This window comes from Neiella marina, from assembly GCF_002165625.1.
In the GTDB taxonomy this organism is placed as follows: Bacteria; Pseudomonadota; Gammaproteobacteria; order Enterobacterales; family Neiellaceae; genus Neiella; species Neiella marina.
This window is the reverse complement of sequence record NZ_NGNS01000023.1, coordinates 12,833-30,228: the sequence shown is the minus strand read 5'-3', so window position 1 is coordinate 30,228 and position 17,396 is coordinate 12,833. Positions and strand designations below refer to the sequence as shown.

Sequence of the window (17,396 nt, the reverse complement as noted above, 5' to 3'; positions counted from 1 at the left end):
CGATTCATTGTGGACTTGTCGTAGCGCGTTTTCGAGTTGTTTTTGTAAAAAGTCTGATAATTGTTAACCCTTCATTCGAGGTGCGGTGGTATTATCCGCACCATCAAAGTCATACCCTCTCAACCAACAGCGGAGAACACTAAGTGATTAAACTGGGGCAAATGAATCGACTGGAGCTAGCGGAGCAATCAGCCAACGGCTGGTTGTTGATTGAACCTGAATCTCAGCAGCAGGTGATACTTGCTAGTGACAACGCCCCTGAGCAGTTATCCGTTGGTGATTCGATCTCGGTGTTTGTGTTTGCTGACGCCGAAGGTGACTTGGTTGCTACCACCGCCCGGCCGAAAGTAATGGCCGGTCAGCTGGCTTTGTTAAAAGCCAAGCATGGCAGTCCGTATGGCATGTTTATGGATTGGGGCATGAGTAAAGATCTACTGGTGCCAAACCGAGAGCAGTATGAACGCATGGAAGATGGCGAGTCTTATTTGGTTTACGTCTATGTCGATGACCAACAGCGTCTTGCCGCTAGTAGTCGTTACAAGCGTTACATAGACCAAGAACGCCATGCTTACCGCGATGGCGACAAGGTTCACTTGACGATTACTGAACCAACGCCATTGGGCTACAACTGTGTTGTTGACTATCAGCATTCTGCCCTGTTGTATCAAGACCAAGTTTTTCGCAATGTCAAAATCGGCGATCAGATCAGTGGCTTCATTCGTCAGGTAAGAGAAGACGGCTTGCTCGATGTGTCAACGCAAGAACCGGGTTATGGCAAGGTCTCTGGTCTCTCTGAGCGAATTTTACAACGCTTGGATAAATCTGGCGGCGAGCTCAAGTTATCGGACAAGTCAGCGCCGGAGCTGATTAAAAACGAGTTTCACTGCAGTAAAAAGGCGTTTAAGCAGGCGCTTGGCCTGCTGCGTAAACAACAGCAAATCGATATCTTTCCAGATCACATCAAACGCCGTAGCTAGGCGTTGAGCAACAACAGGTTACCCTTGGTGATTGTCATTCGTTCCGTATCGGCAGCTGTGCTCATTGGCCTATTGTCGGTTTTGGTGTTGTCAGCATGCTGGCCCAATGGTGGCCAGCAAGCGAAAGCTGAGCATGCGCTGAGTGAATTAATCGCCCAAAGCTGGCAGTACCGCATTCAAGCTTCACCGATGAGCGCAGTCTATATGGGGCAGCCAGAGACGATAGGCTTGGATGATCTGTCGGAGCTGACGGTGACAGCACAGCAGCTCAGCTACAAACTGTTCTTGGAACGAGCAGAGGCAATTAATGCCGCCGATTTAGCTGATGAACGGCAGGTCGACCTGGCCATTTTGCGCTACCAACTCGCTGACTTGTATCACTACTACAAGTTCAAGCGGCATTTTGTGCCGATTATGGCGGAAAGTGGTTTTCACAATGATGTCATCCGTCATCTTCAGCATCGGCGACTGACGACTGAGAAGCTAGTCGATGACTATCTAAATGCCTTAAATGACATTCCTCGTTACTTTGATGAGCAGGTAGGGTGGTTGGAAAAAGGTCTGCAATCTGGCATCACTCAGCCGCAAGTTGTGTTGACTGGATTTGAACATTCCATCAGTGCTTATCGCGTCGATGACCCAGCCGACCATGTACTGTTTCAGCCGATGTTGCAATTGCCGACGTCAATGAGTGGCCAACAGCAAGAAGCTGTGCGCAAACAAGCACTGATCGCAATCGAGCAACTGGTGATGCCGGCCTTTGACGACTTGTACCAGTTTTTCGTCGATCGCTACATTCCCAATGCACGGGCGACCTTGGGCGTCAGTTACACGGACAATGGGCAAGCTTTTTATGCTAATCGGGTACGACATTTTACCACCCGTGATATGACCGTGGATGAAGTCCATCAACTCGGTTTAAATGAAGTCGACCGGATCCGAACAGAAATGCAATCAGTCATCGAACAAGTTGAATTCGATGGTGATTTTGCTGATTTTTTGCAGTTCTTGCGCAGCGATCCGCAGTTCTATGCGACAACGCCAGAAGCGTTGCTCAAACAAGCGTCTTACATCGCCAAGCGAGCAGATGCTCAGCTACCGAAGTTTTTTCATCACCTACCACGAACCCCTTATGGGGTTGCGCCAGTGCCAGCCAGTATTGCGCCGAAGTACACCACAGGTCGCTATGTACCGCCTCGAAGCGATACCGACTCCGGTACTTATTGGGTTAATACCCATGGCCTGAGTAAGCGCCCTCTTTATGTTTTGGAAGCGTTGACCCTGCACGAGGCGGTACCTGGCCATCATTTACAAATCGCCTTGAACAACGAGATGACGCATCTGCCGCCATTTCGTAATTACTCATATATCTCGGCTTTTGGTGAAGGATGGGGACTCTACGCTGAGTGGCTGGGGCTTGAAATGGGGTTTTATCAAACCCCTTACGATAATTTCGGTCGTTTAAGTTATGAAATGTGGCGAGCGCTGCGTTTGGTTGTTGATACCGGTATTCATGCCAAGGGCTGGAGCCGCCAACAGGCGATTGATTTTATGGCGCAAAATAGCGCCTTGAGCCTTCACAACATTACCACTGAAGTCGACCGCTATATCTCGTGGCCTGGGCAGGCGCTGTCATACAAAGTCGGTGAAATTACTATTCGCCAATTGCGACAGAAAGCCGAACATCAACTTGGTGCGGCGTTTGATATCAGAGAGTTTCATCATCAAATATTGCGTCATGGTTCAGTGCCGCTGAGCGTACTTGAAAACCAAATCAACCGTTACATTGAGACGACGCTTGCAGCTAGGGAGTCGATACAATGACCGATGGAAAACAGCAGCTCGTTGATGTCGTGATCATCGGCGCCGGCGCTGCTGGTTTGATGTGCGCCGCTGAAGCGGCTGGCAAAGGACTATCTGTAGTGTTGCTCGATCACGCTAAACAAGCGGGAAAGAAAATTCTGATCTCCGGCGGTGGCCGCTGCAATTTTACTAATTACTATGTAGAACCTGCAGCGTACTTGAGCGCTAATCCTCATTTCTGCAAGTCAGCGCTGAGCCGCTACACGCAGTGGGATTTTATCGCGTTAGTCGATAAACATCAGATCCCCTACCATGAGAAAACCTTAGGCCAGCTATTTTGCGATGATAGTGCCAAGGATATCGTCAATATGCTGCTGGCTGAATGCCAGCAAGCCGGTGCCGAAATTCGCTTACGGACCCAAGTTGAACAAGTGAGCTATAGCGATGAACGCTATCAGTTGGCGACATCAACGGGTTTGTTGAGTGCTAAAAAATTAGTGATTGCCACCGGCGGATTATCGATGCCAAAACTTGGTGCTACCGCATTTGGTTTTGATATTGCTAGGCAATTTGGTCTAAAGGTGTTGCCAACCCGCGCCGGTTTAGTGCCTTTTACCTTGCAGCCAAATGACAAAGCATGCTTTGAAGCGATATCCGGAGTCAGTGCGCCGAGCGTGATTGAGTCACTATCGGGTACTAGCTTTGAAGAGAACTTATTGTTCACCCATCGCGGCTTGAGCGGTCCTGCCGTTTTGCAAATTTCGTCGTACTGGCAAGAGGGTGAAGAAGTTCGAATTAACTTACTACCGGAAATCAGCGACGATCAATGGTTGCTCAATGAACGGCAAAAAAATGGTGAACGCACTATTAAAACGGTGCTTAGCGATGTGCTGGCAAAACGCGTTGCTGAGCAGTGGTTGGAACATCAGCAAATCGACAATAAGCCGCTGAAGCAATTTGATGATAAACAGTTGCAGGCATTAGCCCAACGCTTAGCGAGTTGGCCGATTAAACCCTCTGGTACTGAAGGCTATCGAACCGCAGAAGTGACTCTCGGTGGCGTTGATACCGACGAATTATCATCAAAAACTATGGAATCGAAGAAGCAACCTGGGCTTTACTTTATTGGTGAAGTGGTTGATGTCACCGGCTGGCTGGGGGGCTATAATTTCCAATGGGCATGGAGTAGTGGCTGGGCTTGCGCTCAAGCACTATAAGTTAAATGCCGATGCAAAACTGATAAATCTGCAAAGTTAATTCATCCTAGAGCTGACGTCGTGCTGTGAATTCGTATAATGCTCAATCCCTGATAAAAACTGGTGACAAATCATGACCACATGGAGCCCTGACAGCTGGCGTTCAAAGCCGGCTAAGCAACTGCCAACTTACCCCGATGCCGCGCAGTTAAAAGCGGTTGAGCAGCACCTAGCAAACCAGCCACCATTGGTGTTTGCTGGTGAAGCCCGAGCACTGAAACAAGACTTAGCCCGCGTTGCGCGCGGCGAGGCGTTTTTGCTGCAAGGTGGAGACTGTGCTGAGAGCTTTGCTGAGTTTCGCACGGGCCATATCCGCGATACGTTTAAAGTGATGCTACAAATGGCGGTGGCCTTAACCTTTGCTGGTCAGTGCCCAGTGGTAAAAATTGGTCGCATCGCAGGTCAGTTTGCCAAGCCTCGCTCTGCTGATATGGAAACCATTGATGGCGTGACGTTGCCGTCTTACCGCGGTGACATCATCAATGATATTAACTTCACTGAGGCAAGTCGCGTTCCTGATCCTCAGCGTATGGTTGAAGCCTACAATCAAGCGACCTCAACGTTAAACTTGTTGCGAGCATTTGCCCAAGGTGGTTTGGCTGATCTACACCAAGTACACAAATGGAACTTGGACTTCGTTGCCAAAAGCCCATTAGGCGAGCGCTACCAAGTGCTAGCTGACCGTATTGACGAAACGTTGGCCTTTATGAATGCTTGTGGCTTGACGTCGCAAAACACGCCGCAGTTGCATGAAACCACGTTGTACACATCTCATGAGGCTTTGCTACTGCCATATGAGCAAGCTTTAACCCGTTGCGATACCCTTACCGGTGACTGGTATGACTGTGCGTCCCACATGCTGTGGATTGGTGATCGTACTCGTCAGCCAGATGGTGCTCATGTCGAGTTCTGCCGTGGTGTGCACAATCCGATTGGCCTGAAAGTTGGTCCAACAACACAAATGGATGACTTGCGGACGTTGGTCGATACCCTTAACCCGAATAACGAAGCTGGTCGTCTGAATCTGATTGTGCGGATGGGAGCAGACAAAGTTGCCGATCACTTGCCACAGATTATTCGCACAGTAGAGCAAGAAGGCTACAAAGTGGTGTGGAGTTGTGACCCAATGCATGGCAACACCATTAAAGCTGATAACGGCTATAAGACTCGCTCGGTGAACTCAATTCTTCGAGAAGTCACTCAATTTTTCGAGATTCATGGCTCTGAAGGAACCTATGCTGGTGGCGTTCATTTCGAAATGACTGGCCGCGATGTCACTGAGTGCGTTGGTGGCGCGTTTGAAATCACCGAGCATGATTTGGCCGAGCGCTATCATACCCACTGTGACCCGCGCTTAAACGCCGATCAGGCGTTGGAGTTGGCATTCTTGATTGCCGAGCATATCAAACAAGCTCGGGCTGCTACTGCTTAGCCTTGGCATCACAGATTGTTTGAAAAAACCGGCCCGCTGGCCGGTTTTTTATTTAGCGTTTGGGGGCAGGCTGACCGGTTTTTTGTTCTGTTTGATCGAGTATGGTCGGATGCTGTTGCTGTAAACGGGCCACCAATTGCTGCCATGTCGCACAATAGCCTTGCTGCTCACTCAGTTGTTTGATTTCCTCGGCCGATAAACCCACCGCCATGCTAGGGACCCGTGTATCACTTTGTTGGCGAACATGGTTTTGCATGCCAACGAAACGAGCCAATTGTTGCTGACACTGGTGTTCTGTTGATTGTGGCTCATTGGCCTGAGCCAGAAATGCTGTGCTTAGCGCCGCCATGGCAATAAACCCGTTATAAATCTTTATCATGCTTGTTCTGAGCTCAATTATTTCCACATTTATAATAAATTTGACAATGAGTTAGGGTTAAATGCAACTATCCTAATAGGAATATGCTGAGTCGTTGACAAAAAAGGATAGATTCGTGAAAAAGCTGATTTATATCGTCGGTGGTTTGTTTGCAGCGTTGCTGCTGGTTGTGGTGATTATCACGGTTGTGTTTGATCCCAATGATTACAAGGATGAAATCAGTACAGCAGTAAAAGATGCCACAGGAAGAGAGCTGATAATCGGGGGAGATATTGGCTGGAACTTGTTTCCTTCATTTGGTCTGGGGTTGGCCGATGTGTCATTTTCCAACCCGCAAGGATTTCCAGAACCAACCATGGCCTCTTTGAAGTCGCTCGACGTATCGGTGGCAATGTTACCGCTGCTCGGTGGCACGTTAAAAGTAAGTCATATTGCCATTGACGATGTAAAACTAAATCTGATTACCTTGGCGGATGGTACCGACAACCTGAGCGATTTGAAGTCTGGCTCATCAACCGCTAAAAGCACAGAGCCGGAAGCTCAATCATCTGGTCAAAAAGGCTTATCTGGTGTTGAGCTGGGCGCTATTTCAATTACCAATATCGCGGTCAACGTCGATAATCGGCAATTGGGCTCCAAGCAGCTTGCCGAGTTAAAACACTTTAAACTCAATCAGTTCGTGCCAGGCGCTCGGTCAGATGCATCGCTGGCACTGCTGGTGAAAAGCGATGACACTGAAATCGATGTAGCGATTGAAGCTGCGATTACCATCGCCAGCTCCTTTGATGTCATCGAATTGCACGAGCTGGCACTAGATGCCTTGATCGCAGGCCCAAGCATTCCCAATGGACAACTGAAGAAACATGTCAGTGGTAAAGGAAACATCAACTTAGCCGGCCCAACGGTAGATCTGCAAGATATCCAAATTGAGGTAGGTAGTTTAACTGGCTCAGGTTGGTTTAAGTTCCGCCAGCAAGCAGTGCCTGATATTCAAGTGGCGTTGGCATTCGATACTTTGAATGTCGATGAATTTACCCCAGTCAGCAATGGCGAGTCGCCAGAGCAAGCTAAAAAGACGCCATCCGACCCTGATGCAGAACCAGATTTAAGCGCCTTGAAAAGCCTTAACTTTGATGGTGATTTAAGCTTTAACAAAGTTCTTGTTGCTGGATTAACCGTCACCAACGTCAAGCTGCACGCCAATCTAAAAGATGGCGTGCTCGATGCTAATCCAATTCACCTCGATCTCTATGGCGGCAGCGCGGATGCCAGAGCCGTGTTAAATGCGCAGCAGGCAGTTGGTAGCTACCGCAGTGAGTTCGCTTTGAAGTCGGTACAAGCACTGCCATTGCTCACTGATTTAGCGGATCTGAAAATGGTTAGTGGCAATGCTAATTTCGATATGAATATTCGTGGTACCGGCTTGTCCACCAACAAACTGAAATCAGCAAGCGCTGGCAACGGTAAATTCTTGTTTGCCGATGGAGCCCTTGAAGGCGTCAACATTGCCCAGATGATCCGCTCAGCCAAAGCTCTGTTGAAAGGCGAAAAAGCACCCGAAGAAGAAAAGAAAACCGACTTCTCTTCATTAAGCGGTAGTTTCACTCTTGCCAAAGGGGTAGCAACGAATCCAGATTTGAAACTGGCTTCGCCACTGCTTCGCGTTGATGGTGAAGGCTCAATGAATGTGATGGCAAACACCTTGGACTACACTGCCACGACTGAGATTGTTGCAACGTCGAAAGGTCAGGGCGGTGCTGATGCCGAAGATCTCAAGGGCTTAAAAGTGCCATTGAAAGTCAGCGGCCCATTGGATGATTTAAAGTACGGGATCGACTTTGAAGAAGCGATGAAAGGCGAGTACAAAGAAAAATTGGAAAAAGAAAAAGACAAAGGGCTGAAGAAGTTATCCGACAAACTCGGTGACTTTTTAGGCGGAAAAGACTAGAACGGTTCGAACTCAAAGTAATCCCTTGCAACTAAAGCGGCGATTAGTAATAATGCTCGCCGCTTTTATGGTGGCCCTTCGGGTCCTCTCGCATTGATAGCTTGTGAACCTGGTCAGGTCCGGAAGGAAGCAGCCACAGCAAGTGACTCGAGTGCCGGGATGTGGCTGGTAGGGCTGCCACCCTAATGTTTGCATCAAAAGATTGCATAAATTGCAAAGAAGTTTGCAAATTTGCACACTAAGTCTGCATAGACTACGTTTTGTTGTAGGTTTACAACAAAACGGTGGCCTAACATGTACGACCAAACTAAAAAATCCTCTCATGTTCATAACATCTGCAAGTTCATGAGCCTGAAGAATGATGCTGTTGTACGCACTCTATCAATTCTCGAATTTGATTTTTGCTTCCACCTTGAATACGACCCAGAGGTAGCTTCCTACCAGTCGCAGCCCGACGGATTTAAATACCGTTTCAACAACCGCCTTTGTCGCTATACACCAGATTTTCTTGTGGAAGGTAGTAACTCTGAAGCTGCTTTCTTTGAGGTGAAACATTCAAGCCAGATCCTCAAGCCTGATTTTCGAGCGAGATTTGCCGAAAAACAGCGTATTTCGCTAAGCGAATATGGCAAGCGCTTGATTCTCGTTACTGAGAAACAGATCCGCTTAGACCCTGTTATTGGCAACCTTAAGTTGTTGCACCGCTACTCAGGCCTTCAAACAATCACTGCACTACAAAAAGCGGTATTAAAGTTTGTGCAAAAACATCAGCAAGTGACCTTGTTGGACGTTGCACTATCTCTTGGTACTTCTGAACGTGAAACACTAATTTCAGCATTGTCATGGATTTCTAATGGCACGCTAAAAACCAACGTTCGCAATACTGCGTTCGGCTTAGATAGCGTTGTGTGGAGTTAAGTTGATATGGGCGATGGCGGTATGTTTGGCTTCATTGACGAGATGGAAGCCAGCGAACAGCAATTTGATGAGCAACCAGAGTTAACATCGAGTATTACCGCCCCACCTCCTCAGCTTACTGAACCAGCCTTCGATTCAGTTTCCCCAAGTCTGCAACAGGAAGCCATGCGGAGACAGAAAATCATTCAATTTGTCGCAAAGCGTCTTGAAGGAGGCTGGACCGAAAAAAATATCAAACCAGTATTAGAGCTTATTGAAGAGCAATTGGAGGTATCTCCACCAAGTTGGCGAACGCTTGTGAATTGGAAAAAGCTTTATTTTGAATCAGGTAAATCAGTTGATTCACTAGTCCCCAAGCATCGCTCCAAGGGATGCCGTCAAATGGTGCGCGATTCACAATGGCTGGTTGATGAGGCAATTGAAAAGAAGTACCTGACCAAAGAAAGAGTCTCTATTGCCGCGACTTACCGCTATTACAAGAGTCGAGTCACTATTGAAAATCGCTCAATTGTTGAGGGAAAAATCAAACCTCTTAGCCAGCGTGCGTTTTACCACCGGGTTAATAGTCTTCCACCGTATGATGTTGCTGTAGCAAGGTTTGGTAAGCGTTATGCTGACCGTGAATTCAGAACTGTTGGCCAGCAAATTCCTGCGACTAAACCAATGGAGTATGTTGAAATTGACCACACTCCAGCTCCTGTAATCCTCATTGATGATGAACTGGGTATTGCTCTCGGGCGGCCTTACCTCACGATGCTTTATGATCGCTTCAGTAAATGTATTGTTGGTCTGAGCGTTAATTTCAGAGAGCCTAGTTATGACTCAGTCCGGAAAGCTCTGCTCAATACCTTGCTTGATAAATCGTGGTTGCATAACAAATATCCATCAATAAAAAATGATTGGCCTTGCTGCGGTAAAATTGATTATTTAATTGTTGATAATGGTGCGGAGTTTTGGAGCGCCAGTCTTGAAGAATCACTGAAACCCATAGTGACTAACATTCATTACAGCCAAGCAGCAAAACCTTGGCGCAAAACCGGTGTTGAAAAACTATTTGACCAGCTCAACAAAGGGCTCATCAATGAAATGCCGGGTAAAACGTTCACCAACCCCACGCAGCTCGAAGATTACGACCCCAAAAAAGAGTCAGTGGTTCGAGTTTCAACGTTTATGGAGCTTGTTCACAAATGGATTGTCGATCATTACCACATGACGCCAGATGCCCGAGCCCGCGCAATTCCATATCATAAGTGGACAAGTTCAGAGTGGCCACCAATCACATACAGTCATGAAGAAGCCATTCGTTTGCGTATAGAACTTGGTTTACTAAACGTTTCAACTGTTAGGCAAAACGGCATCAATTTACATGGGCTGCGCTATCAGTCGGATGAGTTAAATAATTACCGAAAATACACACCTGCTTCAAACGGCCGCCTTCAGGTGAAAACCAAGACAGATCCGTCAGATATTAGCGCTATCTACGCGTACTTGGATGCAGAGCAACGTTATATCAAGGTTCCTGCTGTTGATGTCACTGGTTACACCAAAGGACTATCTCTTTTTGAACACAAGGTCATTCAACAAGCGAATCGAACTAACACCAGAGCAATGGTTGACGAAGAGGATTTGGCTGATACGAGAATGTATCTAGAGCACCGAATCCAGCAAGAAGCCAAAAGAATTGCAGAGCGACAAACGAACAAAGCTTCCAGAACCAAAACTGGCAATACATCCAAACTAGCCAAAATCCGGGATGTTGGCAGTGATGGGCCAACAACCATCGTTTCTGAAGTCATTCAAACCCCAGACTCGTCGCACGAGGTTCCTTCGAGTTTTCCCGATGATGATCTTGGCGATATTGAGGGCTACTAACATTGAAAAATCTTAGCCCCTCGCAATGTGAGCAGTTATCTACATTTGCCAATTGCTACATTGAGCATCCTCAAATAACCGAAATATATGACATATTGGATCAGCTTCGATTTCAACATTCACTTGGGGCTGACGCTGAGTCATTTCTTTTAACTGGCGAAGCTGGCTCAGGAAAGTCAGCGCTAATAGCCAACTACTTATCTCGTTTTGAAGTCTACGCAGGCTCATTCGCAGCACAGCCGGTTTTGTCCACTCGAGTTCCGAGTAAAGTTTCTGAACGTAACTCTTTAATGCAATTACTCGTTGACTTAGGCCAAAACTCCGGTTCGCGTCCCATTCGAAATCGAAGCGAAATAGCGCTTGCTAAAGGTCTTGTCACTCAGCTCAAACGCAAATCAGTAGAGTTAATCATCGTCAATGAAGTTCAAGAGTTGGTTGAGTATTCATCTCCTCAACAGCGTCAGGAGATCGCCAATACGTTTAAGTACATTAGTGAAGAGGCTAATGTGTCTTTTGTGCTTGCAGGCATGCCATATGCGGACATTTTAGCCGAAGAGCCCCAATGGAATTCCCGTCTAACCTGGCGGCGAGAGTTGGAATACTTCAAATTAATACGCACGATAAGAGAGTCAGGAAAAATCGAATATCGAATCGATACCGAGAAAAAGCGCCACTTTGCAATGTTTGTGGCTGGTTTGGCGTCGAGGATGGGGTTTGAGGATAAGCCAAACCTAACAAGCAATGACGTTCTTTATCCGCTATTTGCAATGTCGAAAGGCGAACCGCGAGCTTTAAAAAACTTCCTGCAATATGCTTTGATGCAGAGCCTTCAACAAGACGCTCCACTCGATAAAGGCATACTTGCCAAAGCATTTGAGCAAAAGTTTAAGCAAGATAAAAATCCCTTTACCATGCAGCTCGATGCTATCGACTTGAGCCAAATTCAAGCCAGTTCTAGCTATAACACCGCAGCAACTAACGATGAGGACAAACTTCTCAAACCTCGGTTTAGTGACCATCTGCCACTGAGTATGCTGCTAAGCAAAAAGCCGCTTAAAGCCTAGTCCGATTGTTTTGCCAAATCTTCGAGTAGCTTGGTTTGTTGTTCAGGGCTTAATTTAGCGATTGCACAGGCTAATTCTGCGCTTAGGTCATCATCACAAAAAAAGTAATTGAGCGGCACATTGAGCTCTTGTGCCATTCGCCGCAACGTTCCTATGTCGGGCATATGTCGCCCTTTTTCATAGTGGTTCATGCGGCCACTCGCTGAGCTCTCCTCCATGCCAATTTTTACCCCAAGTTCCTTTTGCGTGATCTTGGCTTTTTTACGGGCGGCTTTGAGCCTCGCTGGGATCGGGTTTTCGTTGAGCACTTATTCATCATCAAACAACCGTAGGTAACTTAGATTGTCTAAGTTTTGCTGATTTCTGTATACTTAGCAATCCTAAGTTTTAACCAAGGTGTTTGACGTTAGTGAAAGCTGTTCCAAAAATTAATGCCATCATGTTTAAGCTGCTGATTGAAAAGGAGATGAACAATTTTACGGTTGTAGAATTGAGGAATGCAGCGTTAGAAGCGGACTTATTGCCGCAAGACCCCAATGAGGCGAGAAAGAAAATATACCGGCAAATTCTGAGCTTCCAGCGCAAAGGCTGGCTGAATTCGACTGAGGTGGATGGAGCCAAGCGTTATGTCGTTTCAGACGAATTTCTTGCGCAATCGTTTGCCTCATACAAAGCCAAATATCAGCAGCCTAAAGCAAATCAACCGATTCAAAATGAAGATAAAAAGGTATTGGGTGAAGAGTTGAGCCGCCACAAAGGCGAGCTTGAAATTACGCTGGGCGAAATCGAGGAATACCAATCCCTGCTCTGCCGCTTTCCAAGCCTTAGTGTATCGCTAAATAAATTACTGCACGAGGCACAAATTCGCTCTGCAAATTTGTTAGGTAAAGTAAAAGCTGTTTCGGCCACTATCAAGTCGCTGCGGAGTGAATCCAAGTGCTAAGAGGTTGGCAGCAAGAGTGTGCACAACGTGTAGAACAAAAATTCACCTATGATGAAGCTCATTTCTTCCTACAGGCAACGCCAGGCAGCGGCAAAACCTTCCTTGCAGCAGAAGTTGCTAAGCGGCTGCATCAGAACCGCCAAATAGATTTAGTGCTTTGTTTTGCGCCTTCTAAAGAAGTCTGCAACGGTATCACTGCAACATTCTCAAAACACTTAGGTTGCTCCTTTGATGGCGGGCTCGGCACGCTAGGAAAATGCCTTACATATCAAGCCATACAATTCCTTCCTGAAAGCTTCTGGCAGACGTTGTCTCGCTACCGGGTATTTGTGGTTTTTGATGAAATCCATCATTGCTCAACAGGTTCGGTACAGGCCAATATGTGGGGGCAAATGATCATGAGGCGAGTGCAAAGCCTTGCAAGTTACACTCTTGCCATGTCAGGCACGCCATGGCGTTCAGATGAACTTCCTATTGCATTGGCAAAATACACCAATCCGGAAGGTGAACTTGTGGTTGATTACCAATATGGCCTTAAACAAGCCGTTGCGGATGGAGTGTGCCGCATTCCTAAAATTGTTTTAATTGATAATCAGGTTGAAAGTCGCTCGCAAAATGAAGGTGTAAAGCAGTTTTCCAGCCTGCAGCAGATGCTTAAAGAAACCAAACACCCATACCGCAGTGTTGTTGAGGAGCCTACTGCGTTAAAGCACTTGCTAAAACTGGCGTGCGTTAAGCTCGCAGGAATACGTCAACAGTCCCTAAATGCAGGCGGACTGGTCGTGGCATCGTCAGTGGCTCATGCGAATAAAATTGCTCACCTGCTCGCGAGCGAATTTGGTCAGTCAGTTTGCGTCGTCAACTATCAAAAAGAGCGCCCACATCAGCAAATCGAATCGTTTCGCCACAACAAGCTGCAGTGGATTGTTAGCGTTGGCATGATTAGCGAAGGCACGGATATTCCGCGCCTACAGGTCTGTTGCCACGTCAGTACAGTAAGAACGGAGCTCTATTTCAGACAAGTTCTGGGGCGAATCCTTCGAGTGAATCAAGCTCCTAACCAAGAAGCGTGGCTGTATACGTTTGCCGAGCGCCGTTTAATTGAATATGCGCAACGAGTCCAAGACGACCTCCCAGAAAGTTGCTCAGTGGTGACCATTGAACCTCAAAAGGCAGCCTTGTCTGATATTGCGCTAATAGACTGCGAGCATCAATCAGCTGAAGCATTACCGCCGCAAACCACGGAGACGGACTCTCTCCTACACAACGAGCTGACACCTCGTGGCAGCAACTTGAGTTTTGATACGCTGAGTTTTGGCCACTTTCACCATCGCGTGATTAAAGTCTTTCAGAGCAGTGGCGCTCTAACTTAGTCCTAACCGATGAGTTTGGTTAAGCGGTATTTGGACTGTCTGTAGTGCCAGTGAAATGCTTAATAAATCATGTGACGGTTTGTCATACATCATCGAAAACAAATCTCCTTGGATTTAACTTATCGCATAGAACGGATTTCTCGTTGCGAACATGGAGTTGTGATAATGAAGCTGGATGCGGCACTTATTGGGTTATTGGGGGTCTTCGTCGGGGCCATACTGGCAGTTATGAAAGATTGGTGGTTTCACCGAGCTAGGCAAAAAGAAGAGCGCGCTTACCTAGCGATTCAAATTAGCTGCCTGTTAGAGAGATTTGTTTCCGGGTGCCTTGATGTGGTCAATGATGATGGTCTATTTCAGGGCCAACGAGATTCCCAAGGGTGCTTGTCAGTTCAAGTCTCGGCTCCTCAGTTTGAGCCGCTCCAAATTGATGTTAACTGGAAGTGTCTTCCCGCTTCTTTAATGTACAGCGTCTTGAGATTTCCCAGTAAAGTTGATGACGCAAATGCATACATTAGCGCTGTTTGGGAGTTTGCTGCATCTCCTCCAGATTACGACGAACTATTTGAAGCCAGAATAGAAAAATTCTCAGAATTGGGGCTGTTGGCGATTTCCTTGACCGACGAACTTAGGCGACTTGCAAAACTTCCAATAAGCCCTTTAAACGATGAGTGGGATCCAAAAGAAGAACTCGCGAAAGCTAATCACCAAGTAAAAATGGAAATAGAATCTAGGGTTAGGCGTCAGCAGGGAGCTATGCGCCAAATGTCTACTCAAAAGCAAGGGAGTGACTCAAGTGGTACGACAAAATAATCAGCTTGCTCTGGCCGAGGCACTAAGGGAATTTGAAGAAAATGGGACGATTTTTACAGCTGAAATGATTGTTCAGCGCACCCCATACACTAAGAATTCGATTAACAAATACATCAACGAAAAGTTGTTAGATAAGTACGTTTTTCACGATGGGTGTCGAACAAAATATCGCTGCGAAGGAATATCAGCTTTATCCAACGATCAGTTTTTGGCGGTCATGAGCCAATCGACTAAGGCGACAAAGAAAACTCCTGAGCAGCAATTTCACGAAAAGCTAGTTGGGCGCAGTTTGGATGCATTTACGCTTGCACTAGAAGTTTACAACCGACCAAGCATGAAAAATCGAGTAGAAGCTTTCGCAATCCTTATGGTTAATGCTTGGGAGCTATTGCTCAAAGCGGAAATTCTGAAAGTTAGTGGTTATGAAAAAGTTTTCTATGACGGCGAAAGGAGCATATCCATAACTGATGCTGTAAAGCAACGGATACAAGAAAAGGACCCTGTTCGAATAAACCTAGAGACACTAATCGAGCTAAGAGACCAAGCGATTCACTTACTGATACCCGAGCTACAACCTCAGCTATCGAGGTTGTTCCAAGCAACTGTGCTTAATTATCAAACTCGCTATAGAAATGAAATGGGGAATGCCCCACTTGCAGGCCAAAGCGTCGGCATGCTGAGTTTAGTTGTTGATGGTCCTGCTCCCGAAGTTGCACTAATCAAAAAGCATTACGGCAAACATGCGGCTAAATTCGTAGCGAAATTTATTAAGCGTTTTGATGAAACGACACAAGAGTTAGATTCTACTGAGTTTTCGATTCCGATTGACTACCGACTGGCGTTGGTGAAACGAGAAGATGCAAGTGATCTCTCTCTGAGTGCAGGTGAAGGTGGGGAAGGAGCAATCATTATCACGAAAACTCAAGATCCGGACAAAACGCACCCATACCACCAAAAGGAAGCGCTAGAGGAAATAAATAAACGCCAATCTTTCGCCTCAATTAAGAGCGGTGCTTTTCAAGCTGTGCTTCACAAGCACAAGATTAGTAAGCAGAAAAAATCAGACATGCGTTATGAAATCGATGGAAGACCGCGTTACTCGGAAAAGTTTATCCGATGGTTTGTCGAGAATCTCAAGCAACCTAAGTGGCTTGAAGCTGCCAAAGAATTTCGCCGCAAGCAGTTGAGGGAAAACTAACGATGCTCAAATTTAATGGGAAAAAGTTCAACGCGACTGATTTTGAGAAAAGTATCAATAGTGCAATGGTCCAACAGGCCAAAGATGAAATGGCGGAGCGATTTCGGTCTATTTGCCTTCCGGCAACGAAAGAATTCCCAACAGTAGCTTCAATTGGGAATTCTTTGTCTGATTTGTCATTGAGGGTTGAAGGATCAAAAGAGCTTATCGATCACATTAGAAGCAAATTGCCCCCTGAAGAAATCAGTTCTGTGCAATTTGTTGAGCGGAGAAAAGTAGTGCAACCAAAAGTATTTTTAAGTTTCGGCTGGGAAGATCGCCAGCTTGCAGAGCAAATTGCTAGAAAGCTTACAGATGAAGGGATTGATACTTGGTGGGCAGAATGGGAAATTCAGTCTGGCGATAGCTTACGTCAGCGCATAGATGAAGGTCTTGGAGCATGCACCCACTTCGTCGTCCTGCTATCGAAAGAATCAATTAATAAACCTTGGGTAAAACAGGAAATGGATGCTGGTTTAGTTAGGATGCTGGACGAAAAGTGTAAATTCATTCCCCTACGAACAGACTTACCCCACTCAGAATTACCTCCTTTGTTATCGGGCCGCCTAAGCCCTGATGTAAGCGAAGATTGTGATCTGTCGCAGTTAATTAGTGACATTCATGGCATATCAAGAAAGCCAAAGTTAGGTAATGGACCAATTGATCAAGAACTGCCAGATATAGGATTTAGTGTTGCAGCAACATCCATTGCTAAAGTATTCAGCGATAAATCGGAGTTCGGCTCAGCCAGTGATCCACTGCTGACGAATGAAGATATAGCAGGGGCTACGGGGCTTTCTATGGATGATGTCGAGGATGGCTTGTATGAACTCAGATCTTTTCTTAAGGATCAGAACTATCACGTTGGACCCGAAAGTGAGTTTTTTGTCGAGTTTGATAAAGCATTTAAGGCTTGGAACCCTGAAAAAGATGCTTTAAAGCTCGCATCTTCGTTATTTAACGATGACAAATTTCCAAGCAACGTTGAAAAAATAGCCGAACTCTTTGGCTGGGATGCGAGAAGAATGAACCCCGCAATTGGCTATCTCGTTAATAGAGGCATTTGTCGAGAAACTGGTATATGCGGCACTTATCCTTGGGCTGAGCCCTACATTGATGAAAAGCAGAGTGGAGCTATCAGGCGGTTTGTCAAAAGCAGGACTTAAAAGACAGTGATCAATTATTGGGATAGTCATCTATTTTAGCTGCTTTAATCCCGAAAAAGGCCTTTTTAGTCATATCAATACTTGAAACTATCTGAACGATTTATTCAGATTGATACGTCTGGGCAATTGTTTCTCTGAGCCTATGTTGATGCGTGTCACAAGCTTTATAAGTCGCGATAACAGAACATGGCAACTTGGACAAAATATAACACACT

Annotated in this window: 15 protein-coding genes and 1 other RNA gene; 14 read left to right on the top strand and 2 right to left on the bottom strand. The window is 46.3% G+C overall.

Translation table 11 applies throughout. The features are described 5' to 3' along the window. Positions 1–143 precede the first annotated feature (143 nt). The 4 genes from CBE68_RS15370 (at position 144) to CBE68_RS15355 (ending at position 5,468) form a co-directional block, all read left to right on the top strand. A complete protein-coding gene (locus CBE68_RS15370) occupies positions 144–977 on the top strand; it encodes a CvfB family protein (protein WP_143824589.1) in 834 nt (277 codons plus the stop codon). Between the two features lie 27 nt (positions 978–1,004). After that, positions 1,005–2,801 (top strand): DUF885 domain-containing protein, encoded by a 1,797-nt coding sequence (locus CBE68_RS15365; RefSeq protein ID WP_229744775.1) that lies wholly within the window; start codon positions 1,005–1,007, stop codon positions 2,799–2,801. Then, complete coding sequence (locus CBE68_RS15360; RefSeq protein ID WP_087506983.1) at positions 2,798–3,997, top strand: BaiN/RdsA family NAD(P)/FAD-dependent oxidoreductase; 1,200 nt, start codon at positions 2,798–2,800, stop codon at positions 3,995–3,997. The genes CBE68_RS15365 and CBE68_RS15360 overlap by 4 nt, the downstream gene beginning before the upstream one ends. 112 nt (positions 3,998–4,109) lie before the next feature. Continuing rightward, positions 4,110–5,468, top strand: coding sequence for a class II 3-deoxy-7-phosphoheptulonate synthase (locus tag CBE68_RS15355; protein WP_229744774.1), 1,359 nt, complete (start codon positions 4,110–4,112; stop codon positions 5,466–5,468). Positions 5,469–5,520: 52 nt separating this feature from the next. On the opposite strand, the gene CBE68_RS15350 is transcribed toward CBE68_RS15355, so the two are convergent. Then, entirely contained in the window at positions 5,521–5,847 is a 327-nt protein-coding gene (locus CBE68_RS15350; RefSeq protein ID WP_087506981.1) for a hypothetical protein, read from the bottom strand. A gap of 115 nt (positions 5,848–5,962) precedes the next feature. Between CBE68_RS15350 and CBE68_RS15345 the strand changes: the two genes are divergently transcribed. The 5 genes from CBE68_RS15345 (at position 5,963) to CBE68_RS15325 (ending at position 11,649) form a co-directional block, all read left to right on the top strand. Then, complete coding sequence (locus tag CBE68_RS15345) at positions 5,963–7,795, top strand: AsmA family protein (RefSeq protein WP_158100634.1); 1,833 nt, start codon at positions 5,963–5,965, stop codon at positions 7,793–7,795. A 77-nt stretch (positions 7,796–7,872) separates the two neighbouring features. Continuing rightward, positions 7,873–7,969, top strand: an RNA gene (gene ffs, locus CBE68_RS15340) — signal recognition particle sRNA small type. A 120-nt stretch (positions 7,970–8,089) separates the two neighbouring features. Continuing rightward, positions 8,090–8,713, top strand: a complete 624-nt coding sequence (locus CBE68_RS15335) for a TnsA endonuclease N-terminal domain-containing protein (protein WP_087506979.1) — start codon at positions 8,090–8,092, stop codon at positions 8,711–8,713. A 21-nt stretch (positions 8,714–8,734) separates the two neighbouring features. After that, positions 8,735–10,585 carry a Mu transposase C-terminal domain-containing protein gene (locus tag CBE68_RS15330; protein ID WP_158100633.1) on the top strand — a complete coding sequence of 617 codons (1,851 nt, stop codon included), beginning with the start codon at positions 8,735–8,737 and terminating at the stop codon, positions 10,583–10,585. A 2-nt stretch (positions 10,586–10,587) separates the two neighbouring features. After that, complete coding sequence (locus CBE68_RS15325) at positions 10,588–11,649, top strand: TniB family NTP-binding protein (protein ID WP_143824588.1); 1,062 nt, start codon at positions 10,588–10,590, stop codon at positions 11,647–11,649. Here CBE68_RS15325 and CBE68_RS15320 read toward each other — a convergent pair. Then, the gene (locus CBE68_RS15320) at positions 11,646–11,957 is read right to left on the bottom strand and encodes a helix-turn-helix domain-containing protein (RefSeq protein ID WP_087506977.1); all 312 of its coding nucleotides are present in this window, start codon (positions 11,955–11,957) and stop codon (positions 11,646–11,648) included. The genes CBE68_RS15325 and CBE68_RS15320 overlap by 4 nt on opposite strands. Before the next feature lie 101 nt (positions 11,958–12,058). Here CBE68_RS15320 and CBE68_RS15315 point away from each other — a divergent pair, with 101 nt between their 5' ends. From CBE68_RS15315 to CBE68_RS15295, 5 genes are all read left to right on the top strand, one after another. Next, on the top strand, positions 12,059–12,592 hold the full coding sequence (locus tag CBE68_RS15315; RefSeq protein ID WP_087506976.1) for a hypothetical protein: 534 nt from the start codon (positions 12,059–12,061) through the stop codon (positions 12,590–12,592). Beyond that, positions 12,586–13,965, top strand: coding sequence for a DEAD/DEAH box helicase (locus CBE68_RS15310; protein WP_087506975.1), 1,380 nt, complete (start codon positions 12,586–12,588; stop codon positions 13,963–13,965). The genes CBE68_RS15315 and CBE68_RS15310 overlap by 7 nt, the downstream gene beginning before the upstream one ends. Positions 13,966–14,130: 165 nt before the next feature. Continuing rightward, complete coding sequence (locus CBE68_RS15305) at positions 14,131–14,778, top strand: hypothetical protein (protein WP_087506974.1); 648 nt, start codon at positions 14,131–14,133, stop codon at positions 14,776–14,778. Next, complete coding sequence (locus CBE68_RS15300; RefSeq protein ID WP_233143592.1) at positions 14,753–15,976, top strand: DUF3644 domain-containing protein; 1,224 nt, start codon at positions 14,753–14,755, stop codon at positions 15,974–15,976. Before CBE68_RS15305 ends, CBE68_RS15300 begins: the two co-directional genes overlap by 26 nt. 2 nt (positions 15,977–15,978) lie before the next feature. Next, a complete protein-coding gene (locus CBE68_RS15295; RefSeq protein WP_087506973.1) occupies positions 15,979–17,181 on the top strand; it encodes a toll/interleukin-1 receptor domain-containing protein in 1,203 nt (400 codons plus the stop codon). The last annotated feature ends 215 nt before the right edge of the window (positions 17,182–17,396 follow it).